General features: G+C 38.6%; 19 protein-coding genes and 1 riboswitch. Of the genes, 7 read left to right on the plus strand and 12 right to left on the minus strand.

All coding sequences use genetic code 11. From position 1 onward, the window contains the following. Nucleotides 1–146 precede the first annotated feature (146 nt). A complete protein-coding gene (locus AC4G3L_RS02335) occupies nucleotides 147–347 on the plus strand; it encodes a hypothetical protein (protein ID WP_491075366.1) in 201 nt (66 codons plus the stop codon). A gap of 1,039 nt (nucleotides 348–1,386) precedes the next feature. Here AC4G3L_RS02335 and metH read toward each other — a convergent pair. Both metH and AC4G3L_RS02345 read right to left on the minus strand, forming a co-directional pair. Continuing rightward, on the minus strand, nucleotides 1,387–4,830 hold the full coding sequence (gene metH / locus AC4G3L_RS02340; RefSeq protein WP_491075367.1) for a methionine synthase: 3,444 nt from the start codon (nucleotides 4,828–4,830) through the stop codon (nucleotides 1,387–1,389). After that, nucleotides 4,827–6,686: a bifunctional homocysteine S-methyltransferase/methylenetetrahydrofolate reductase gene (locus tag AC4G3L_RS02345; RefSeq protein WP_491075368.1), complete on the minus strand. Its 1,860-nt coding sequence runs from the start codon at nucleotides 6,684–6,686 to the stop codon at nucleotides 4,827–4,829. Before AC4G3L_RS02345 ends, metH begins: the two co-directional genes overlap by 4 nt. Nucleotides 6,687–6,777: 91 nt before the next feature. Next, a riboswitch (SAM riboswitch) is annotated at nucleotides 6,778–6,879 on the minus strand. Nucleotides 6,880–7,003: 124 nt separating this feature from the next. Here AC4G3L_RS02345 and AC4G3L_RS02350 point away from each other — a divergent pair. Further along, entirely contained in the window at nucleotides 7,004–7,600 is a 597-nt protein-coding gene (locus AC4G3L_RS02350; protein ID WP_491075369.1) for a class I SAM-dependent methyltransferase, read from the plus strand. 112 nt (nucleotides 7,601–7,712) lie between these two features. Here AC4G3L_RS02350 and AC4G3L_RS02355 read toward each other — a convergent pair whose 3' ends face one another. From AC4G3L_RS02355 to AC4G3L_RS02375, 5 genes are all read right to left on the minus strand, one after another. Further along, entirely contained in the window at nucleotides 7,713–7,853 is a 141-nt protein-coding gene (locus tag AC4G3L_RS02355; protein WP_491075370.1) for a hypothetical protein, read from the minus strand. Nucleotides 7,854–8,128: 275 nt separating this feature from the next. After that, nucleotides 8,129–8,806 (minus strand): phosphatase PAP2 family protein, encoded by a 678-nt coding sequence (locus tag AC4G3L_RS02360; RefSeq protein WP_491075371.1) that lies wholly within the window; start codon nucleotides 8,804–8,806, stop codon nucleotides 8,129–8,131. A 47-nt stretch (nucleotides 8,807–8,853) separates the two neighbouring features. Further along, nucleotides 8,854–9,837, minus strand: a complete 984-nt coding sequence (dapF, locus tag AC4G3L_RS02365) for a diaminopimelate epimerase (protein WP_491075372.1) — start codon at nucleotides 9,835–9,837, stop codon at nucleotides 8,854–8,856. A 74-nt stretch (nucleotides 9,838–9,911) separates the two neighbouring features. Next, complete coding sequence (locus AC4G3L_RS02370; RefSeq protein ID WP_491075373.1) at nucleotides 9,912–10,802, minus strand: hypothetical protein; 891 nt, start codon at nucleotides 10,800–10,802, stop codon at nucleotides 9,912–9,914. A 40-nt stretch (nucleotides 10,803–10,842) separates the two neighbouring features. Next, a complete protein-coding gene (locus AC4G3L_RS02375) occupies nucleotides 10,843–11,166 on the minus strand; it encodes a DUF4870 domain-containing protein (protein WP_491075374.1) in 324 nt (107 codons plus the stop codon). 162 nt (nucleotides 11,167–11,328) lie between these two features. On the opposite strand from AC4G3L_RS02375, the gene AC4G3L_RS02380 reads away from it, so the two are divergent. Together AC4G3L_RS02380 and AC4G3L_RS02385 are read left to right on the plus strand one after the other, a co-directional pair. Continuing rightward, a complete protein-coding gene (locus AC4G3L_RS02380) occupies nucleotides 11,329–12,111 on the plus strand; it encodes an undecaprenyl-diphosphate phosphatase (RefSeq protein ID WP_491075375.1) in 783 nt (260 codons plus the stop codon). A 278-nt stretch (nucleotides 12,112–12,389) separates the two neighbouring features. Next, entirely contained in the window at nucleotides 12,390–12,947 is a 558-nt protein-coding gene (locus tag AC4G3L_RS02385) for a GNAT family N-acetyltransferase (RefSeq protein WP_491075376.1), read from the plus strand. A gap of 59 nt (nucleotides 12,948–13,006) precedes the next feature. On the opposite strand, the gene AC4G3L_RS02390 is transcribed toward AC4G3L_RS02385, so the two are convergent. After that, nucleotides 13,007–13,156: a DUF2639 domain-containing protein gene (locus AC4G3L_RS02390; protein WP_491075377.1), complete on the minus strand. Its 150-nt coding sequence runs from the start codon at nucleotides 13,154–13,156 to the stop codon at nucleotides 13,007–13,009. 155 nt (nucleotides 13,157–13,311) lie between these two features. On the opposite strand from AC4G3L_RS02390, the gene AC4G3L_RS02395 reads away from it, so the two are divergent. Continuing rightward, entirely contained in the window at nucleotides 13,312–14,673 is a 1,362-nt protein-coding gene (locus AC4G3L_RS02395; protein WP_491075378.1) for an MATE family efflux transporter, read from the plus strand. A gap of 142 nt (nucleotides 14,674–14,815) precedes the next feature. On the opposite strand, the gene AC4G3L_RS02400 is transcribed toward AC4G3L_RS02395, so the two are convergent. Next, nucleotides 14,816–15,580 carry an SDR family oxidoreductase gene (locus AC4G3L_RS02400; RefSeq protein ID WP_491075379.1) on the minus strand — a complete coding sequence of 255 codons (765 nt, stop codon included), beginning with the start codon at nucleotides 15,578–15,580 and terminating at the stop codon, nucleotides 14,816–14,818. Nucleotides 15,581–15,732: 152 nt separating this feature from the next. Here AC4G3L_RS02400 and AC4G3L_RS02405 point away from each other — a divergent pair, with 152 nt between their 5' ends. Further along, nucleotides 15,733–16,206, plus strand: coding sequence for an Hsp20/alpha crystallin family protein (locus tag AC4G3L_RS02405; RefSeq protein WP_491075380.1), 474 nt, complete (start codon nucleotides 15,733–15,735; stop codon nucleotides 16,204–16,206). A gap of 43 nt (nucleotides 16,207–16,249) precedes the next feature. On the opposite strand, the gene AC4G3L_RS02410 is transcribed toward AC4G3L_RS02405, so the two are convergent. Together AC4G3L_RS02410 and AC4G3L_RS02415 are read right to left on the minus strand one after the other, a co-directional pair. Further along, complete coding sequence (locus AC4G3L_RS02410) at nucleotides 16,250–16,732, minus strand: DUF6385 domain-containing protein (RefSeq protein ID WP_491075381.1); 483 nt, start codon at nucleotides 16,730–16,732, stop codon at nucleotides 16,250–16,252. Nucleotides 16,733–17,094: 362 nt separating this feature from the next. Then, a complete protein-coding gene (locus AC4G3L_RS02415; protein WP_491075382.1) occupies nucleotides 17,095–17,490 on the minus strand; it encodes a FixH family protein in 396 nt (131 codons plus the stop codon). Nucleotides 17,491–17,705: 215 nt separating this feature from the next. Between AC4G3L_RS02415 and AC4G3L_RS02420 the strand changes: the two genes are divergently transcribed. After that, on the plus strand, nucleotides 17,706–17,954 hold the full coding sequence (locus AC4G3L_RS02420) for a DNA alkylation repair protein (protein ID WP_491075383.1): 249 nt from the start codon (nucleotides 17,706–17,708) through the stop codon (nucleotides 17,952–17,954). Nucleotides 17,955–18,116: 162 nt separating this feature from the next. Here AC4G3L_RS02420 and AC4G3L_RS02425 read toward each other — a convergent pair whose 3' ends face one another. Beyond that, entirely contained in the window at nucleotides 18,117–19,601 is a 1,485-nt protein-coding gene (locus AC4G3L_RS02425; RefSeq protein WP_491075384.1) for a S41 family peptidase, read from the minus strand. Nucleotides 19,602–19,630: the final 29 nt, after the last annotated feature.

Raw genomic sequence — 19,630 nt, forward strand, 5'->3', positions numbered from 1 at the left:
ATTCGAACTCCCGACCGACGGCTTAGAGGGCCGTTGCTCTATCCAGCTGTTATTTGCAAGGCTCCTTTTTGTATTTTTTTGTATATAAACCTGTTATAATACTAAAATAAAGAAATTACTGTTAGGTGATAGAGGGGAAGGCAACTATGGAAACAAAAAAATATTCACTTTATAAAAATGGTATACACTTACATGACTTCAAGACAATAAAGGACACCACTAAATGGCTAGAAAATATTATTGGTGGTTCATTGTATGAGGGCTTAAGAGGATTAAGGGATGGATGGAAACCAAGTGAACAATCTCAATTACATGGCTATGAAATTAAAATAAATGATGTTGCATGATGACCTACTTAGTAAAGTGGGTTTTTTTATTTAATATTCACTTTTGGGGAATGCACATAGAGAATAAAAGGAAGAGTTTTAATTAAAAAGAAATCAAACAGCTTCAAAACTGCTCGCCTTCCTACTGTTAATTTTTAGTTAAAAGTAAGTAATAACACTTGTTTAAGTTGTAATGATTTGCATTGTCCACTTTTAGCTCTGAAATGATCATGCTTATTGTAAGTTATTCAGAAATAAAAAAAAGAGAGCCTCAGCCCTCCTTGTACTTATCTGGATCTACCTCTATTAATCTAACTAGCTCCCTCTGGTACTTTAATGTTTCGGGCAGGGCTAGCTTTGGGAATGGGTATTATTGTTTAATAACTATGTACAGCCACCTGCTTACCCCATAAATTATATTAGACTATCAGTAAGTAAAAGCTCTGTCCTTGAGCCTGCTGCCAACTGCATCTAACTCTATAGCCCTCCTTACAAGTCTATAAAACTTAGGCTTTTCTATCACAAATATAATAACACCCTTTGTAGTCACACTATAGTTATGAAAAGACTCATACTATCTCTTACATTCTAGTAACATATTTTTAAAATGTTCATGTCTCTCTTCAAGACACCTTGCAATCAATATCTGTTCTTCCTCAATAATGATTTCTTCATCATTACTGTGATATGTAAGTGATTTAATCAATAATAGTCCTTTCTTTATAACCACTTACTTTCATCTGCTAAATAATAATATTCATTACATTTATGTAAATCCCTGCTATTTTTATAATTACTGTTGTAGATCATAATTCACCTAAGGTCTTTTCCTGCACTGCTGTAGCTATCCTTTTCCTTGATTAAAAAAGCTATTATTAACATCAACCTCAAAGATACCTTATTCTTTTTCATACATTCTTCTCCACAGAAATTTACTTTGGAGGCAATAGAACCATGCAGAAAATTATAGGCATAGCAAGAGGTGCTCCCACAGTGTTATAATCCGTGTTAGCATCCCTTATCTGTCCAAAACCTTGTCATATCCAGGCTTTTTAACCCTTCATTCCTCCCTCCCCACATTAAAATACCTCGCCTCCGGATGCGAAAATACCATCGCGGAAACAGATGCTTCAGGATTCATCATGAACCCTTCCGTCAACTGAATTCCGATATCCTCCGGTTTCAGCAACCTGAACAGCTTTTCCTGATCCTCGAGATTCGGGCAGGCTGGATAGCCAAATGAGTAGCGCTGGCCGGTATACTTGGCACTTAGTCGTTCTTTCATAGTCATGTCGATGGGATCATGGATTCCCCAAGCATCCCTCATAAGCTGGTGGACTCGTTCGGCTAGGCCTTCTGCACATTCAAGTGCGAGTGCTTGGATGATATGGCTCTTTAAATACTGTCCTTCTTTTTTCCACCTTTCTGCTATTTCTTTTATACCTTTACCAGCTGTGACAATCATTAATCCTACATGATCCTGTACACCTGACTCTTGGTCCTTTACATAATCAGATAAACATAGATACGGATTTTTAGATTGTCGCGGAAAATCAAATGTTTCCAGCACTTCATCTGGATTAGCTGGAGAACATATTTTCAAGCGTTCTCCATTACTTTTTGCAGGGAAATATTGATACATGGCTGACATTTTAATCTGATTGTTTTCGAGAATCTCATCAACTATGGCCGCAAGCTCCAATAATTTTGGATTCTCTTCCTCAAACAACCGTTCCACTTTCCCCTTTATTCCAAGGTGATGGCCAAATAACATTTGTTTATTTACATATGGGTACACCAGAGACAATGGGTAATCCTGTAGAATATGCTGGTTTAAGTCCTCGGGGACTGGTATATTATCTTGGTCTTTTACTGTTTTTTGACGATTTTCTGCTCCTTGAATATCCCTCTTCGTTTCAATCGAAATCACTTCTGCTTGCTTATTCGCTTCTTCCTCTAATTGAGCGAGAAAGGATGGCCTTTTATCTTCGTCATGGAGCTGATTGATTAAATCGAGTCCATTCATGGCATCCTTTGCATAAAAGACTGGTCCATTATATTCAGGAGCTATTCGTCCCCTTGTAAATTTCCTCGTAAGAGCTGCTCCTCCTACTACAATCGGAACATCAATTTCCGCTTCTCTTAAATCCTGTGCAGTAATGACCATCTGCTGGGCTGATTTCACTAGCAAGCCAGACAAGCCAATAATAGTTGGGTTCTCCTTCCGGACGGATTCAATCAAGGTTTGCGGAGCTACCTTAATCCCTAGGTCAACGACTTCATACCCATTATTACTCATGATGATATCAACGAGATTCTTCCCGATATCATGCACGTCCCCTTTCACGGTTGCCAGCACCATTTTTCCTTTTGTTGACGTTGTGCCCGATATAGTCATCAATGGTTCAAGCTGAGAAACAGCTGCTTTCATAGCTTCTGCACTTTGCAATACTTCTGCAACGATTAACTGGTTATCATTAAATAGTTCTCCCACTTTCGCCATGCCGCCCATTAATGGACCATTAATGATATCAAGTGGCTCCATCCCTTGTGCAAGAGCTTCATCAATATCCTCCTTCAACCCGTCCTTTGTCCCTTCGATAATATATTCAGGCAGGCGCTCCAATATTGGTAGTTTTTCTTTTGTTTCCTTTTGAACAGGCTTTTTCGTTCTATAAAAAGCAACAAACTCAGCAAGAGATTCTTCCGAGTTATGAAACAAAAGATTCTCTGATAAGCGGATTTCCTCTTCAGGGATTAAAGCAAATCGGGATAATTTTTCTGTATTGACAATCGCATAGTCTAAGCCAGCCTTTGTACAATGGTATAAATAAACGGCATTCAGAACCTCTCTTCCCTCATTCGGCAGTCCAAACGATACATTACTGATGCCTAAAATCGTTAATGTTCTTGGAAGCTCTTTTTTAATCGCTTCCAGTCCCTTTACTGTTTCAGCAGCGCCTTCCCGGTATTGTTCATCACCAGTACCAACCGGAAAAACGAGCGGGTCAAAAATAATATCCTCCGGTACGATTTCGTATTTTTCTGTTAACAGTTGGTATGATCTGCGCGCGACCTCGAGTTTACGATCTTCCGTTACAGCCATTCCTTTTTCATCAATCGTTCCCACAACTAAGGCTGCTCCATACCGTTTAGCCAATGGCACAATTTTCTCGAAACGTTCTTCCCCATCCTCTAAATTAATTGAATTAATAATTGCTTTCCCCTGAGTATGACGAAGTGCCTTTTCAATGACGAGTTCATCGGTTGAATCGATGACAAAAGGCACTTTAATTTTCTTAGCTACTTCCTTCATGAATTCTTCCATATCGGAAACTTCATCACTATCCGGATCAGCCAGGCATACGTCAATCACATGGGCTCCCTTTTTGACTTGCTGTCTGGCAATCTCGGATGCTTCTTCGAACTTTTTGTCCTTAATCAGATTCTTAAACTTTCTGGACCCAATCACATTAGTCCGTTCCCCTACAAATAAAGGTCTCATGGAGTCGTCAAATATCAAGGGTTCAATACCGGAGATAACATGAATACTCTGTTTACCTATAATTTTCCTCGCTTCCATTCCGCTAACCGCTTCTTTTATTGCTCGGATATGGTCGGGAGTCGTTCCACAGCAGCCGCCGACCAGATTGATCCAGCCTTTTTCAGCAAATTGCTTAATCTTTTTGCTTAGAGAGGATGGCGTTTCGTTATACTGGCCATTTTCATCAGGTAATCCGGCATTTGGATAACAACTCACTGCGACAGTGCTTAATTCAGATAAACCTCTGATATGTTCAGCCATGAACTCTGGCCCGGTTGCACAATTAAGCCCAATCGCAAGAGGATTCATATGTTTGCATGATATATAAAATGCTTCAATCGTTTGACCGGCGAGAGTCGTCCCCATTGGTTCAATCGTTCCTGAGATAATTACTGGCACTTCCCTGTCTAAAGACGAGAATGCTCTTTGCATTCCGATATAAGCTGCTTTCACATTTAATAAATCCTGCGACGTTTCCAAAAGTAGCAAATCAACTCCGCCATCAAGCAAGCCCTTCGTTTGTTCTTCATATGAATCTGTCAATTGTTCAAAAGTCGCTCCACCTGTCACGGATAAGGTCTTGGTGGTGGGTCCCATCGAACCGGCAACAAAGCGAGGACTATTAGGAGTTTCAAATTGATCAGCTGCTATTCGCGCCAATTGGGCTGATTCTTTATTCAGCTGATAAGCCAGATGGCCAAGATGATATTCATCCAAGACAATTGGCGTCGCGCCGAACGTGTTTGTTTCAATAATATCAACACCAGCTGCCAAATACTCTTCATGAATGGATTGGATTACGTCTGGGCGGGTTAGTGTTAAATATTCATTACACCCATCATACTGTTCCCCGCCAAAATCATCCTCTGTTAAGTGGTGTGCCTGAATCATGGTGCCCATTGCTCCATCTAGAATAACTACTCTTTCAGCCATTAAGTCTTTTAATTGTACTGCTCTCATGATAAATGCACTTCCCTGTTTACTACTGATTTTTGTTCTTTGATGTATCGCACCAAACGCCCGCTTAATTCATATTTCATAAAAGGTGTAATGATGTAGATTCCATTAAATAACTCACTTGCCGCGTCTACTAATTCTTTTGAAATGGCAAAGCTTTCGCGAGCACAGGCTTCCTTATCCGCTCCGGCTCTTTCCATCGCCGTTCTGATATCCTCAGGTAAGGAAATACCCGGTACTTCATTGTGTAAAAACTCTGCATTCCTGTGACTCGTTAAAGGCATGATGCCAATAAAAATCGGTTTCGTAATATGCCTTGTTGCTGCGTATATTTCTTCTAATTTTTCAATACTGAACACTGGCTGGGTCAGAAAATAATCCGCACCTGCCTGAATCTTCTTCTCCATTCTCTGAACAGCTTTATCTATGTACTTTACATGCGGGTTAAAGGCAGCAGCCACCTCAAAATTCGCCCGGCTTCCTAATGATTTCCCTGAATAAGACCGTCCCACATTCAATTGCTTAATTAATGAAATCAGATCGATGGAAGAAAGATCATATACGGAAGTAGCTCCCGGAAAGTCACCAATTTTTGAAGGATCACCGGTCACGACTAACACCTCTGACAATCCGAGAGAATGCATACCCATTAAATGAGATTGCAAGCCAATCAGATTATGATCCCGGCAAGTTAAATGGACAAGAGGCATGGTATTTAACTTTGATTGTAAAATAGAGGCTACCGCAAGATTTGATATTCTCGGAGATGCCAATGAATTATCCGCAAGTGTGATAGCATCCGCACCAGAGTCCAATAAGTAACGACTTCCTATCAAAAATTCCTCCAGCCCCAGCGTCTTTGGCGGGTCAAGTTCCACGATGACCGTCGTTCGTTTTTTTACCATACCTGAAATCGTATCTGGCCCATTTCGTTTGTACTGAATGATCTCATGTGAAATAGACTGATGCTTCGGCTGTGCAACAAAATCTTTTTCCTTAACAGGAAAAAGGTCTTCGACTCCTTTACGTATGGCCTGAATATGTGCAGGCGTCGTACCGCAGCATCCGCCTATCAGCCGTACCCCTTGCTTCACCAGTTGCCTGGAACTGTTGATGAAATAGTCCGCCTCTGTAGAGTAGACATATCTTCCATCAGATAAATCAGGTAAGCTTGCATTCGGGTATGCCGCATAATAAGTATCTTCTAAAAGCGGTACTTCTTCATAAGACCGAATCATATGGTAAGGACCCATCCTACAATTAATCCCGACGACATCGGCTCCCTCTTTTTTCAATAGTGAAAATGCTTCACTGACATGCATCCCATTTTGCAATAGACCCGTTTCATGCAGGGATATATTCGCAATCAGAGGAAGATCACTGGTTCTTCTTGCTACTTCTAACACCATTAACAATTCCTCTAAATCATAATAGGTTTCTAGTAAAATCCCATCTGGTTCTTCCTTCAATAAGGCGAGTAGCTGCTCTTCAAAATATGCCTTAATTTCACTTAATGTTAATTCTGATTTTCTAAAGCTTCGTAAACCTCCGATTGTCCCAACAACAAAGGTATGCGGATTGGCAGCTCTTTTTGCCAGCTTTATTCCGGTCCGATTGATCATGGAAACTTCCCTTTCAAGACCATACCGCTTTAATTTATGGTAGTTTGCACCGAATGTATTGGATTGAATGATATCAGCACCTGCTGCAATATAACTCCTGTGCATCTTTTCAATTTGATTGGGATCAGTCAGATTTAGTTCTTCAAAACAGCTATCGATCCCAAATGAATATAAAAGTGTACCACTAGCCCCATCAGCAACCAGAATTTTTTCGTTTAACGTCTCTAATAGATTCACTGTCTTTCCCCCTAATTTGTTAAATTGAAAAGTTGATGAGGAAAATAGACGATGAGAAAAGAGCTTTCGCCATGAAAGCCCCCCTTCTGGTCTCTCATCTTTCAAGCGGCGCTTGCTGGATTTAGCACCTTGAATTACTATCCAGGTTGCTGAGATTTCAACGGGCCAGTCCCTCCATCTCTCTAGATAAGGATATAAAATTATATATTTACTAAATTTACTATAAATTATCAGTTTTTTCAATCTATTTTGATAATTAATGCAGAGGAGTTAATGATTTATTATTTCGGGTATGTATCGTGTAGGAGTGATGTTAAATGAAAGAGATATTTACAAATCAATTTAAAAATCCAACAGGTGTACTTGGAAAACTCGCAGGTAAAATCATGGCCTATGAAAATGAAGAATTGTATGATTGGACATTTAATCAATTGTCTATTACACCGAATGATACGCTGCTTGAAGTAGGGTTTGGCCCTGGCGAAGGAATGCATATGCTTTTTGATAAGTACCCAACCATCCAGATTGATGGCGTCGATCCATCTGAAGAAATGGTGAAAAATGCGAGCAAGCGCAATCAGGAACACCTCGATCGGAATCAGCTGCGTTTATTTAATGGAACTGTTCTCGAGATACCTAATCCAATGGTGTACGATAATATTTTCAGTGTAAACAGTTATCCACTATGGGACAACCAGGAAGTTTGCATTCAGAAAATACATTCCTTACTAAAAGAGAATGGGCAAGTGACCATAACGGTACAGCCAAGGCAGGAAGAAGCAACCGAAGAACAGGCTCATGAATATGCCGAAGAAATTAAAGAGGTTCTTACTAAGACAGGATTTAAATCAGTTAAAGTTCAAACGAAACCAATGAAACCGTGCTTATCCATCAATGTAACAGCCACCAAATAGCCCTTTTTTAGGGTATTATACACATATATTAAAAAACCAGAGAGCTGGTAACTCCCTGGTGCTACTACTAGCAAGTGGTAAGCAAATCGTTTAATTCTTAGATGAACCACCCTTATGCTTTGGTCGGCGCAGGGTGGTTTTTCGTTTGCCTCTTGAGCTTTATAGATTGGCGAAATCGCGTAGCGCTGCCGGCAGCAAGGGGCGTGAAAAAGATCATTGCTTCATCTTTTGCCAGAGCTTTTAGAAAATCCATAGTCTATCACCTCCCTTCTCCTATATTAGGAAAAGAAGGTGCATACCACCCGAACCAAGTAGTTGTATGATAATCATTCCATGTCTGTTGTTAATGACATAATTACCCTGGCTCTCTTTTTAAAGTATTTGCATCTCATCAAAGATTGCTACTTTAATCTCCAGTATTTATAGGAAGTAGCAAAACCATAAAAAGAAAATGCTCAGTTAGTTATTCACAGAGGTTTACATAAAAAATAGGCGTCTATAAGCCGGCATAGCTTACAGACAGCCTATTTATGATTTCAAACCTTTTGTTCTCCTATATTCCCCAAACTTAAACACAATCGCAATGATTGCCAGCCATGCACATCCCGCAACATACCCTGCAATCACATCGCTAGGATAATGCACCCCCAGGTAAATACGGCTGTAGCCAATCGTTAAAATCATAAATATACAAATCGCATAAACAGCCCATCGAATCGGCCAATTCTTGGTGATTCTGGTTGTAATGATCATCAGTGCACCATAGAGGATGAAGGAGGACATTGAGTGGCCGCTCGGAAAGCTAAAGCCATTTTCTTGAACCAATGGATTTAAAGTTGGTCTCTCCCGCTGGAAAATCCATTTTAAATATTGGTTTACATAACCACCTGACCATGTCGTGATGATTAAAAAAAGCACACTGAGAAAACGTTTTTTAAACAGTAACAACGAAGAAAAAACGATAACCAGTAGGATATTGCCTTTTACTGATCCTAAATTCGTTATAAAAGTAAGCACTTTTGTACTCATTTCATTAATACTGCCCTGGATTGCCTGAATGATCGTCATATCAAACCGATATAGCTCATGTTCGTCTAGGTCATCAGCAATATCTACGAACAAGAGCGTACACACAATAAAGAGAGCAATCAGCACGAAAAAGGAAATAATATGAACATTTAAAAAGGTGTTTTCAGGCTTCTTCAATTTACGCCCTCCCCTATTGCGAACATATTGTTTAAAACGTCTTAAGTTCATCCTATTTTAGAGTCTAGATAGGTTTTGACATGTTGTTGGAATGATGAATAAGCCTCGGCCTCTTCTTTATAGATTTTCCTTTCCCCAAAGCTAACATGTAGTGTTTCTAAATTTAACTGAATAACCGTTTCGTATTCATACGTTGCATTCCCAATTAAATCAATCCAGGTTTTATCCTGCAAATCATGAACCTGGCATAGTACCATTCCACCTGGATTATAGACATGCAGTACGGCTTCATCATCGAGTTCGTCAACCCATTTCGTTACGAGACTGGAAGCTGACATTGCTGTTCCGCAGGCATTTGTAAAGCCTACGCCTCTCTCAAACGTGCGGACAAAAATAGCCCCCTCCTCCAGGCGGGAAACGAAGCTGACATTCACACCATCGGTAAACCAATCATTCTTACCATTCAGCATAGTGGCTATTTTTTCTTGCCTATCCGAGTGGATCAACTCTTTATCAACCAGACTGATCAGATGTGGATTTGGTACAGATAGGGTTGTGAATGTAAGGTCCTCATCAATAAAAGGCAGGCTTTTGTTGATGATTTCATCCATCTCCGTGTTCATAGGCAATGCACTGGTTGCTTTGATAACTGGAGATATTTCGACTCGGTATGTAGGGATATCCTTATACATGTCAGGTTCTTTCGTTACCTGCAGATTTGCTTTCATCGTTTCAATCATCAGATTATTTTTCTTCAGTTTTTCCTGAACATACCGCCCAACACAACGGAGCCCATTCCCACACATGGAGGCTTCCGAACCATCCGTATTAAAGACTCTCATTCTGGCATCTGCCTTCTCACTGTTCATCACAAAGAGAATCCCGTCTGCCCCCTCGGTACCGGTGCGCTCACACATACTTATGGCTAATTGGCTTCGTTCTTGATCTGATAATGGTAGCTTGGTATCCATTTCATCAATTAAATAAAAATCATTATTGGAACCATGTACTTTAATTATATTAATATCCATTCTCCTGCTCCCTTCAAACAAACATGAATCTACCTATTTCACTATTATAAAACAAAACAGGACTGGATGAGTGGTTAATGATTTTGCTGCTGAAGGTAATCAATACAAAAACAATATCCTATTCTTTTTTCATCTTCTGTGGCGCCTTCCGTAAATATGAGGAAAGGCGTATTGGGATCAAGGAAATGCTGACTATAATAGGAGGGCATCCATCCACTTGAATAGTGAACAATACTTCGCTGATTATAGGTTTGTTTGACAATAAATTCTGAACCATGTCGGATTTCCCCACCATATTGCCGAATGCCGTAAGAATTGGTTATATGGCTTGTACTACTTTTTCCCAACTGTTTTGATTGCTTATATGTCCCTATTTTTTCTTGTTCACCCGTCAGAATATCAATGGTACCATTTAATCCAAAACGGCTTCGATATTCACATAAAACAGTACCATAACTGTCTGATAAAACATATCTTCTTGGTAAATAAATGAGTAGAAAGGATGGTACAATCCACATCCATATATTTTCTCGTTTATCTTTCAAAACGCCAACCATATTCCCTTCCGTTGAGAAAATGGGCATATGGAGAGTCGGCGCAGGTAAAAAACCAAGAAAATATTGGCCGTTTTTAAGTGGTGAGTCTCCTTCTCCTACCTCTTTTTCTTCCGGAAGTTTCTTCATCCTGTATTTCAAGCCGACAATTCGATTGAGAGAGAAAAAAAACAGCATATGGAATGGTAGCGTTATGATTGCGGCAAGAATCACATCAAATCCAATCAGCCAGGTAAGCAAAAAACAGAGGAGACCGACTACAAAGTATGCGACTAATTCTGCTGTATATATACGATAGATTTTTTGGTAATAATGCTTAGTAGTCAAAGAATATTCACCGCCAATTTTATAAGCCTTTACTCCATCTGTACATTCTATGACCGGCATGTCCAAAATAGTAACTGGATACAAAAAAGACCTCGGCAAAAAAGCCGAAGTCTTCTTAAGAATTTTATTTGATGATTCGAATAGTTAACGGAATCTGATAATAATGACCATAATAAGCCTTTACTGCCGCAACAATGGTAAATACCAGTACATAAATACCAATCAGCCATGCAAGGATAAAACCAATTCCGATAAACATCAATATAAATGCTATAAAGGTGTAAATCGTGTAACTGATTAAAAAGTTAAAATACTCCTTCCCGTGATAATCAATAAAATCAGAATCGTTCTTTTTAATTAACCATATAACCAGTGGGCCAATCAGAACAAAGAAAAAACTGCTGAGGTAAATTGTCATTGCCCATAATTTATCATTAGTATCTTGCACTTGTTTAAACCTCCTGTTGACTCTATATCATTTTATACGTTGTGATTTCATCTTAGGTTTCAAAACTTTCATGAATTCTTTCATTACCTCATACACTCTATACATATACATAGACAAGTCCATAATTGGAAATTGGAACCTGCAAGAGGGAGGCTGGTAAATTTGTTTGAAGAATGGAAAGCAATTGTACTTGGGATCATCCAGGGTTTGACTGAATTTCTCCCCATCTCCAGTACTGGTCATTTATATTTGGGAAGGCATTTATTCGGCTTAGACGAGGCTGGATTATTGTTGGATACATTGCTGCATACAGGTACACTTCTTGCTTTACTCGTCTTTTATTGGCATGAAATTGTCAAACTTATTAAAAAGCCATTTTCTAAACTGATGTTCCTTTTGCTGCTTGGAACAATCCCTGCAGTTTTGGCAGGTGTGCTCTTTAATGATTATTTTGAAAGCATTTCGAAATCTGGAATTACGGTGGGCTGGGAATTCCTTATAACAGGATTGGTTTTATGGTATGCAGATATTATGCCCAAACAAGATAAAAATTTAGAGAGTATGACATATAAACAAGCTTTATTTATTGGAAGTTTCCAAGCAGCCGCTATATTTCCTGCCATCTCCCGCTCCGGTTTTACCATAGCTGCTGGATTGTTTAGCGGACTGAATCGAGAAACTGCGGCTTACTTCTCCTTCCTCTTATCCATTCCTGTCATATTTGGAGGAATATTATTTAAAGGAAAGGATTTACTGACAGGACCTATCGAAGCCATATCGTTTCCAGGGTTATTACTTGGCACTATATTTTCTGCTTTTTTTGGGTATCTTGCTGTTGCCTGGATGATTAAATACATTAAAAATCACTCATTAAAACCATTTGCCATCTATGTTATTACCTTGGGTATTGTCATAATATTACTTCAGAAAATGAATATATTCTAATCATTTTACCAGTAACATGTTGAGGGAAAATTCCGAATAAAAATTATTCAAAAAATGACGAAAAAAAACTGTATCATTTTACTAAAAAATCTTGTATGATACTTTCAGAAATACTTATTTTTACTAATCGTATAAGCAAAAATTAGGGAAGGCAAATGGTGCGCCACCAGAAATGGTCCTAGTGGGTTCGATTCCCACCCCGAAATTTTTTGATATTACATTAAAAAATTTCGAGGGGAAATCGCAGTTAGCGGCTGCCCTCATACGGAGGGATCTGTATGTTGAAAAAACGTGATTTATCTGATTGTCCTGTATTGTTTGATTTAATGATTCACCCCGATGTCTTCCCTTATGTGCGCCATAAAACGCATCAATATGAAGAATATCTCTTTCTTACTAAACAAATGATCGAAGCTGAAGAGCGAGGCGAACTGATTTCACGCACCATTATCGATGAGTGGGGAAATCCGATTGGCACCATTACACTTTACGATGTATCCGATCAGGCTGGATTTTTAGGTACATGGTTAGGGAAACCTTATCATGGCAAGGGATATAATCAATTAGCCAAACAGCACTTCTTTGAAGAACTGTTTTTTGAGCTCGATATTGAAACTGTATTTCTCAGAATCAGAAAAGAAAACATCCGATCTCTGAAAGCAGCCCAAAAGATGCCTTATACAATGCTTGCAAATGAAAATCGAAAGGCTTTGTATGAAGAAATTAACGCTGGAGGGCACTTGTTTGATTTATTTGAGATAACAAAGGACCACTTTACTTTATCTCAAATGCGGCAACCAACAGAGGTTTCTGTATTTGATCTAAAAGAAGCTTAAAAAAGGTGTTATGCCCGTTTTTTATAGACTGGGCATACACCTTTTTTTCCTGCTTCAATTTATTTTTTTGACTGCACTTGTTGAACGTATAATTTCCTAAGGATATACGTTTTATATAATTCCAGCTTCTTCCTTTCTATTGGATGCGTTCGTATTCCCAGTTCTTTCAACTTGGCAACATACCAGCCCTTCGAACCTGTGTATGCCATTCTGTCCCTCCACTTCACTAATTTCTTAACCAAATATATGAGTGAATTTACTAATTATGACATAGCATAGGAACATTATAATACCTGTCTTATTTAGAATCACTTGTGGTATAATTTTTCTCATTGTCATACATACGAAGTGCGGAGGCATTCAAATGGACTTATCTATTTTTACAAAGAATAATTTTTCTAGAATTATCACGGTCTTCTTCCCGATTTTAATTACACAGCTGGGTCTGTTTGCTATCAGCTTTTTTGACACGTTTATGTCCGGGAAAGCCAGTCCTGAAGATTTAGCAGGAGTAGCGATAGGCACCTCTATATGGAGTCCATTCTATAATGGATTTGCCGGGATTTTATTAGGCGTTACACCAATCGTGGCCCATCTGATTGGTGCTAAAGAAAAAACCGATAAAATTCGCTACTCCGTTACGCAGGCTATTTATGTAGCTGCCGTGATGTCCTTTATTCTGATTGGTGCAGGTGCCTTGGTACTAAAACCGGTATTAACAAGTATGAACCTTGAGCCGGATGTATATAGAATTGCACATGGGTATTTAGTCGCTCTGGCATTTGGAATCTTACCAGTTATGATTTATAATGTCCTGCGGTCTTTTATAGACGCACTTGGCAAGACCCATGTTTCGATGTTAATTACCCTGATAGCCATCCCTGTCAATATCGTTCTTAACTATATGTTTATTTATGGAAAATTAGGTGTCCCGGCATTTGGCGGTATTGGTGCTGGGATTGCTGCTTCTATTACTTATTGGGTCATAGCCCTGGTTGCAGCAGTGATGATTATGAGGATACAGCCTTTTTCCGGTTTTGGTATTTTAAAATCTTGGCCAATCCCCGCTTTCATGGAATGGCTTGGTTTAATGAAAATCGGTTTTCCAATCGGTATGTCCATCTTTTTTGAAACCAGCATATTTGCAGCGGTTACGTTGGCTATGAGCTCCTATGATACCATCACCATAGCATCCCATCAGGCTGCCATGAACTTCTCATCCTTCTTGTATATGGTACCATTAAGCTTTGCGATGGCATTGACCATCATTGTAGGCCATGAGGCAGGTGCGAAAAACTATAAAGCAGCAAGAGAATATACGTTGCTCGGAGTTTTATGTGCGGTTGGTTTTGCGGGAATCAATGCGATATTCTTATTTATTTTCAGAGATTATATAGCCCTTCTTTACACGAACGACCCTGCGGTAGCATCATTAATAGCACATTTCTTGATTTATGCAATCTTTTTCCAGCTATCAGACGCTCTGCAAGCACCAATCCAGGGTGCTTTGAGAGGCTATAAAGATGTGAATATCACGTTCTTTATGTCTCTTATATCTTATTGGATTATTGGATTGCCGCTTGGGATTTTCCTGGCAAATAACACGAATTTAGACGCATTCGGTTACTGGATTGGATTAATTGCAGGCTTAGCAGTGGGCGCAACCGGTTTAACAATCCGGTTATTATATGTTCAAAAAAGAAAATTCGTACAAACCTTGAATTAGACTGTTAATCTAATATAACTAGAAAAAAGTTCGCTTTGGAAAATCCAAGCGAACTTTTTCTACTAGCTATTGCATTGATATTCATAGTCAGCAAAGGAACACAAAAAATAACACATCAGAAATATGTCATTCAATCTGTCTCTTATCTGCTTTTGGACAATACGTCCTGCCCACCCGTCACGGGAATAACCGTCCCTGTAATAAAGTCGGATTCTTCGGCACAAAGAAAGGAAATGACACGTGCTATGTCGCCACCAGTTCCCGGTCTACCAACCGGAACCTTATCAGAAACCACTCCATCCTCCACACGAAAGCTCTCCTTAAAGGGATCTACAATATCTCCCGGACAAACCATATTAGCCGTAATTCCATACTCCGCTTCTTCCAATGCCAAGGTCTTTGTTAATGAGGTCAATCCCGTTTTGGCTGCAGCAAAAGCCGAACGATATTTCCATCCTGGAGAATGATCTGATTGATCAAATCCCATTGTGATAATTCTGCCCCATTTATTTGCACGCATATATGGAATAGCCGCACTGGCTAAGTAAAACATACTCGATAGATTCCCGTTAATGAGATATTCCCATTCTTCATCCGTATACTCCAGCATTGGTTTTCGTTCCTGCATATATGGACCGGCATTATGTATAAGGATATCAATTCCATCACATAACTCATAACATTTATGGATGAGATCCCGATGGTTTTCACGAACCGTTACATCATATGGTAAAGCATATGCTTTCACTTTGTAGGTTTGAGCCAAATCCTTCATATCTTGAATGGCTTTGACTTGATTCTCTCGATAGGTCGTTATCACATTTATCCCATCTTTAGCTAATTGCTTTGCTGTAGCTTTGCCTAATCCTCTTGCTGAACCAGTAATTAAAGCTGTCTTTCGAGTCAACTTCTTCCCCCCTACAGGCAGTATTTCTTATATGTATTATACATGGAATACTTACAAGTTCGTTAATTAAAAGCTACAATGCATTAACGATTATCACCCTCATCGCATATAGTACCTTAACCTAATATGTCTGTAAAAGTTGAGGTGATTAATTGTTACCGTGGAATCTATTTTCTAAAAACCAGAATCAAATGCCGGATTGGATGAAGTTTATTAATCAGTCAGGTATGGAAAAGCAGATGGAACAATTATTCTCTATGCTTTCACCTGAACAATTAGGAGGATTTATCAACCACCAATTTAAGAATAATCAAGAGCCAGATGAACATCCAGTATCCAGTTCACAAAGACCACTTTCCGTTGCTATTTTGGAAACTCATGATTATCTTTTTATTAGAATTTCAATTAAAGAAGAACAATTACCAAACCTTAAGGTATACCATACGTCTACAAAATTACTACTATCCGGCCTGCCTCCGGATCCAAATGAGAAACAATCCTTTCAATTGCCGGCTCCAGTTAAGAAAAAGGGGTCTAAATCATCATATCGCGATGAAATACTGGAAATCATCCTCTTCAAACTGAATGAATCACATTTATCTGAAATTTCCATACCCGAATGGTAAAAAAACCGGCCTTTTATTAGCTGGCCAGTTTTTTTACTGTTATTCATTTTTCCCCCTGTAAAAATATGAGTGCTTTGTCCCCCGCTTTACCGGTGAGTTCAACCTTCATGTATTTCAGCCTGTTATGACAGTCCAATATTTCCAATTTCTCTGGGTTAACTACTTGCTTTTCAATTAAGGAAGCATACATCACATTATCAGGGCTTACCAATAAGGATACATAGAGTGCTTTATCATTTGGGTTTGCCGCTGCCACCGTAAAATACCGAAGTTTATGCACATCAAAAATAATATATGCATCCCCGCTTGATTTAAAAAACAACTCTTTCTTAATATTTACAAATTCATAATCTGCCCTGCTTCGGAAAGAGCGACTGGTAAACTCTCCAACATCCAATCCAGTAATCTCTTTTATTTTAAATTCTGTTTGATTATTTGTTTCAACTGTATATTGCTTTTCTTCCTTATGTAACCTGTATACCTGTGATGGGTCGAGTATCTTTTTATCATTCTCCTGAATTGTCAAGATTGACCATTCCTTTCTATCGGTGCATAACTTAGTTAACTATATATGTATGCACCCAACATCCGAAAAAGAAGATAGATAAAGCACTAATAAAGTGTTTTTATAAAAACTAGTTGTTTTCTTTACATTCTATTTAATGAATACATACTTCTTATATAAAAAAACTGACTAAGTGTCAGTTCTGATTTTTACAGTTACCTATGAACCTATTGAACCATTTGATTTAATTCCTAAATCCTCAATTGCAGACAATACTTCTAAACTTTTGTCTCTCTTTCCTAAAACCTCTTGAGTAAAGGATGAGATGATTTTACGGATTCTATTATGTCCAAACAGGTGGATTTAAACGAACTACTATTCGTTTAATCAGAAATTTTAAACTCTTTCTTTGGCATAGCATGCATTCCTCTTGCTGTTACATGCGGAATTAGGTAATAATCTCCAGGTTGACTGAATGCCTTTTCGAGACTATATATGCCGTTCTCTTGATGATTAACAGCAATTTTTTCTTTATCTGCCCCATCCTTCTTCCCAAATTCGAATTCCACAGATGAGGCGTCTGTAACTTTATGATCCCCCTGTGTTATGGTGACTTCGAAAAGCATATTTTCTTTAACCTTAGCATTTTCAGGGGAAATTTTTACATGCACATCAATCATGGCAGGAACTTCTTCATCGGCTTTCTTCGATTGGCATCCAAACAGCGTGCTTATCACAGTTATACATATTAAAATAAACCATACATTCTTCTTATACACTTCAATTCCATCCCCTTATTGATTCACCATTTCATTTCTAATCATACTCCATAACTGGAATTGTAAACCAGTATAATTGATGAAAAATGATGAATTATCATACATAATTCTTGTACCAATTAGATTTAACTAAAACGTCCTGATCATTTCTTCTTCCTCTATCTGTATATTTCAAGTATAGGTAACAAAACCTATAGTAAAAGGAGGTTAGGTATGTGAGTCATCCATATTGTTGTCCAAATTGTAAAACGAACCGATCTCGATTTAATGTAATTGAACAAACTCCCATTTATGTAAAACTTGATCCCCAATCAGGCACCATTATCCAAATGTACGCAGATGATGAATTAGATGCTTTCCATTTGCCTTATAATGGGCCTGTCAGAAGAATTCAATGTGCAGCCTGCGGATTAATAGAAGACGAAAAGACATTTATCGCATTTGGTGAACGCTCATTTAATTAATATCGTCTATATCATGGCAAGTTAGCCTTCCATCGTGTTTTAAAGCCGTTAATATACCCACCCACATAGATATGAACAAATGAAGAAAAATGGAATCCAGCCATACTGAGTCGGAATCCAGCCCAAAAAAAATCGCCTCTCCAATGTGGAGAGAGCGATTTTTTATTTTATTTCTTCAGCCACTTTTTTCTTAGCTGCTTCAATTTGTGGGTCTTCTTTTGTGATTTTATTCCTTAATTCAGTCATTAATTTATTTGTGGTATCTCCCTGAATCATACCTGTTTCTTTTAAATCATGTTCCTTCTGGAATTTTTTAACCGCTGCAGCTGTGTCTTCATCAAAATATCCATCTGCTTTACCTGGATCGTATCCGATTGCCTCAAGCATTTTCTCCGCACTCTCCACTCCTGGTGACATCGTGGAGATTGTAAGTTTTTCTTCTGGATTAATGAACGACAAATTAGCATAATCAGGCATTTTGACATTGATGTCAGGCTTGATTCCTTTTTTATGAATCCAATTACCATCCGGAGTCAGCCATTTCGCATACGTAAATTTCAAATTAGATTTATCCGTGAAGTCTATGGCAGATTGAGCAGTTCCCTTACCATATGATTTAACGCCTACCAACGGAATATCAGCAGATTCATTTAACGCAGCTGCCACTATTTCGGAGGCACTTGCACTTCCTTCATCAATTAAAACAACAGTCGATAAATCAAACTTATAACCTGTGTCTGTTGCTTTTGATACTTGTCTGTTACCACTTCTATCCTCAACCTGGAAGAGGGTTTTACCAGCAGGAACAAACATATTCGCTATGATTTCAGCCTGATCTAATAAACCACCCGGATTTTGCCTTAAGTCAAGGACAATCCCCTTCATTCCTTGCTCTTCTACCTCACGAAGCGCTTTTTCAAGCTCTTCGGCGGTATTTTCAGAAAAACTTGTTAGTTGAATGCTGGCTATTTCGTCAGTCAGGTTTTCTTTATAGACTGTATTAACCGGAATGGTATCTCTTACAAGATTAACTTCCATTGTTTTACTTGCTCCGGGACGTTGAATCAATAAATTAACCTTTGTTCCTTTTTTTCCGCGGATTTGCAGCACAGCATCACTCGATGACATTCCCTGCAGGCTTTTATCATTTACTTTTAAAATAATGTCGCCTGCTTTTAATCCAGCTTTTTCAGCAGGTGCTCCCTTAATCGGTGAAACAATTACAATTTGATCATTTTCCGACATTATTTCTGCCCCTATACCTTCAAAGGAAGATGAAATGCTTTCATGAAAGCTCGCTGCTTCTTCTTGTGTCATAAAATCTGAATAGGGATCATCAAGTGATTCCACCATTCCGTTTATAGCACCATCAATTAATTTATCTCGGTCTACTTCTTCAAAATAATTATTTTCAAGTGTTTCTAGGGCACTCTTGATTTTATCCATATCGCTTTCAGATCCACTGAAAGTAGTCTTAATTCCTGATGTCGATTGTTGTGAACTATTTACTATGTATCGTGTTGCAATAACACTAAGAATAATTAATAAAGCCGCTCCTAAAATAAGATAGACCCATCTTATCTTTAGATAACCCTTAGGCTCATTTGCTTGTCCTTGCTCTGAATCCAACTGGTTCACCACTTTCACTGAACTATACTTCCATAAGATTTATCTAT

It is taken from the genome of Bacillus sp. z33 (assembly GCF_058313615.1).

Excerpts from the sequence above, each read along its gene's own strand:
- AC4G3L_RS02335 (WP_491075366.1), top strand. The coding sequence starts at position 147 with ATGGAAACAAAAAAATATTCACTTTATAAAAATGGTATACACTTACAT.
- metH (WP_491075367.1), bottom strand. The coding sequence starts at position 4,830 with ATGAGAGCAGTACAATTAAAAGACTTAATGGCTGAAAGAGTAGTTATT.
- dapF (WP_491075372.1), bottom strand. The coding sequence starts at position 9,837 with ATGGATATTAATATAATTAAAGTACATGGTTCCAATAATGATTTTTAT.
- AC4G3L_RS02390 (WP_491075377.1), bottom strand. The coding sequence starts at position 13,156 with ATGGCATACACAGGTTCGAAGGGCTGGTATGTTGCCAAGTTGAAAGAA.
- AC4G3L_RS02395 (WP_491075378.1), top strand. The coding sequence starts at position 13,312 with ATGGACTTATCTATTTTTACAAAGAATAATTTTTCTAGAATTATCACG.
- AC4G3L_RS02385 (WP_491075376.1), top strand. The coding sequence starts at position 12,390 with ATGTTGAAAAAACGTGATTTATCTGATTGTCCTGTATTGTTTGATTTA.
- AC4G3L_RS02355 (WP_491075370.1), bottom strand. The coding sequence starts at position 7,853 with ATGGATTTTCTAAAAGCTCTGGCAAAAGATGAAGCAATGATCTTTTTC.
- AC4G3L_RS02350 (WP_491075369.1), top strand. The coding sequence starts at position 7,004 with ATGAAAGAGATATTTACAAATCAATTTAAAAATCCAACAGGTGTACTT.